The sequence below is a fragment of the Alkalibacter mobilis genome (genome assembly GCF_015594845.1).
Lineage (GTDB): Bacteria > Bacillota > Clostridia > Eubacteriales > Alkalibacteraceae > Alkalibacter > Alkalibacter mobilis.
The window spans coordinates 1-2,557 of sequence record NZ_JADNRK010000058.1 but is presented as its reverse complement, the minus strand read 5'-3'; the positions used below and the strand labels follow the sequence as shown (position 1 = coordinate 2,557).

The 2,557-nt window shown below is 43.7% G+C and carries 2 protein-coding genes; both read right to left on the bottom strand.

The window, feature by feature from the left end; translation table 11 throughout:
* Nucleotides 1-95: 95 nt before the first annotated feature.
* Nucleotides 96-854, bottom strand: coding sequence for an IS21-like element helper ATPase IstB (gene istB / locus IWB18_RS12335; protein WP_195683916.1), 759 nt, complete (start codon nt 852-854; stop codon nt 96-98).
* Nucleotides 844-2,400 carry an IS21 family transposase gene (gene istA / locus IWB18_RS12330; RefSeq protein WP_195683915.1) on the bottom strand — a complete coding sequence of 519 codons (1,557 nt, stop codon included), beginning with the start codon at nt 2,398-2,400 and terminating at the stop codon, nt 844-846. Before istA ends, istB begins: the two co-directional genes overlap by 11 nt.
* Nucleotides 2,401-2,557 lie beyond the last annotated feature (157 nt).

Below are 2,557 nucleotides of genomic sequence, written 5' to 3'. Positions count from 1 at the left end.
TGAATATTCCACTAAAAGAAACCAGGCTGTCCGGAGCCTAGTGCCAATGGCTCCGGACAGCGGTTCCAACGGTTCCGGCTAGGAACCAACATTGATTATTCTTTAATGCCGTACACTTCTCTCATAGATTTGTCATGTTCTTTATTGATGTAGTGGATCTCAAGCATGTAAGAATCGTGGACAATTCTATCAAGAATAGCATCTGCTACCTGAGCCTCTGAAAATTTACTGTACCACCCAAGTGGTGCAAATTGAGAGCAGAAAATCGTGGAAGCTTTATGGTGGCGAGCATGGATGATTTCTAGAAGATCTCTGGCCTCCAGCTCCGTAAGATTGACAAGTAGCCATTCGTCAATAATTAGTAATGCGCATTTCTGATACTGCTTGATGGTTTCCTTGAAACGACCTTCTCCTCTTGCCACAGCAAGCTCCGCAAGAAGTTCAGGCAATCGGATGTATTTTGTAGAGTAATAGCGTTTGCAGGCTTCCATACCGAGAGCACATGCCAAGTAGGATTTTCCTGAACCTGTGGAGCCTGTGATGATAATGTTGTGCTTTCCCGCAATAAATTCACAGGTGGACAAGCGTTCAATCAGCTGTTTGTTCAGCTTTCTTCCGGAGGTATAGTTAATATCATGGACATTTGCCTCTGGTTGATCCAAGGATGCATTTTTGATCAAACGAGTTCGACGATTATTTTTTCGGTTAGTATACTCCAAATCCACGAGTAATCCAAACCGGTCTTCAAATGAAACAGCAAGCATTGAAGCATCTTCCAATTGAAGTCGAAATGCATCGGCTAGTGCGGTCATCCGCATTTCAATAAGCTTATTTATAGTGGATTCATTTGTCATCGTTCTTGCCTCCGTAATAATGGGCTCCTCGAGTAAACCCATACTGATTGGTTGATTTCGAAGATGTTTTGGCGGATTCGCCCTCTGGAATTTGATCCTGCCCAGTGCTCAAGATATTCTTGATGCTCTTGTAACTTGGATGCGGGGTATAAACTAGTGCCTTTCTACAAGCACTTTCCAACCTGTCAACGCCATATTTATCAGCCAGCTTAAGGACGCCCATGCAGGATTTGTACCCCTGTTGTTGCGCCTTGTAGGAGTCAAGAATGGATCTAATGGTCACGGTTGTGTTTGGTCCAACCCTCTGTGCCCACTGGATAAATCGTTCTCCATTCCACTCCAAATACTTCTGATGGTCTTCCGGCATATGAAGCTGAATCGTACTGTATTGACCTGGATGTCCATGTAAGCGTTTGTGGGATGCAATTCGCTGATTGTGATAGAAAATCTCCACCGTACTTTTGGTCAGACGAACATCTACAACCTGCTTAATGTATTCGTAGGGTACCGAGTATTGCATCTTTTCTACGGATATATGATAATTGAATTGCACAGTGGCTTGCTTCCACTGGGATAATTCAAAAGGGGCAGATGGCAATGGTGTGAGAAATGGCTTTTCATCCGAGAGGTAAACACTGTAGCGACTGCCTTCTTTCTTTTGAAAAGGTTTTCGATTAAAGGCATCTAATCGCTTTTGTATTTCACGATTCAACTCGTCCAGAGAGAAGAATTGCTCATTTCTCAGGGCTGCAGTAATCCAGGTAGAGATGATGCCAACAGTACCTTCTACACTGGCTTTGTCTTTTGGACTCCTTACTCGAGCAGGCAAAACAGCAACATTGTAGTGCTGAGCCATTTCCTGATAGGTTTTGTTGATTTTTGGCGAGTACCAATCAGCATGATCCACTCCGGTTTTTAGATTATCCGGGATGAGGATTCGTGTACTCCCGCCAAAATACCGATACATGTTTACATGAGCGTTGATCCAGCTTTCCATGTCCATAGTGAAAAATGCTTCAACATACGCATAAAGGCTGTAATTGAGAACACCCACAAAAACGTAACAGGGGATTGGTTCTCCTGAATCTGAATTTACGATGTGAATGGTTTTGCCAGCCCAGTCTACCTCGGTTTGTTCTCCCGGTTTTCTCAGGATATGCATGGTTGCCTTCGTTTTTTCGCGGTACTTCTGATAATGGAAACAAAACTGAGAATACATCAGAGGCAATTCTCGAGTCTGTCTGCAGCTTTCGCAATATTCAGACCAAAGAAGTTTCAATGTGACGCCACTTTTCATCATTTCCTTGTCGATGTACTCGTAATCAGGAAATTTACGTTCCACCGTGGGAAGAGATTTATCCGGAAACAACAATTTCTGCAACTGAGCATCGGATGTTTCCTCCTCCAAGGGGTAGGACAGCTGGAGCTCTTTGGCACGGAGAAGAACATCCCGAACCGTTTTTCTGGCACATCCACAACTGCTGGCTATGCCGCTTTGATTGATCCCAAGGTTAGCTAACCTTAGAATCTCTTTGTAATTGGTCATATTATGACCTCCTGATAATGGATTTACACCGACGATATCAGTCGATGCATACTTCCATTATAGGTTATTGAAACAAAGCCGGAACGGGTGGAATATCATACCGGATACGGTGGAACGAATCACCGGACTTGGTGGTAATTATCGTCCGTATTATTCA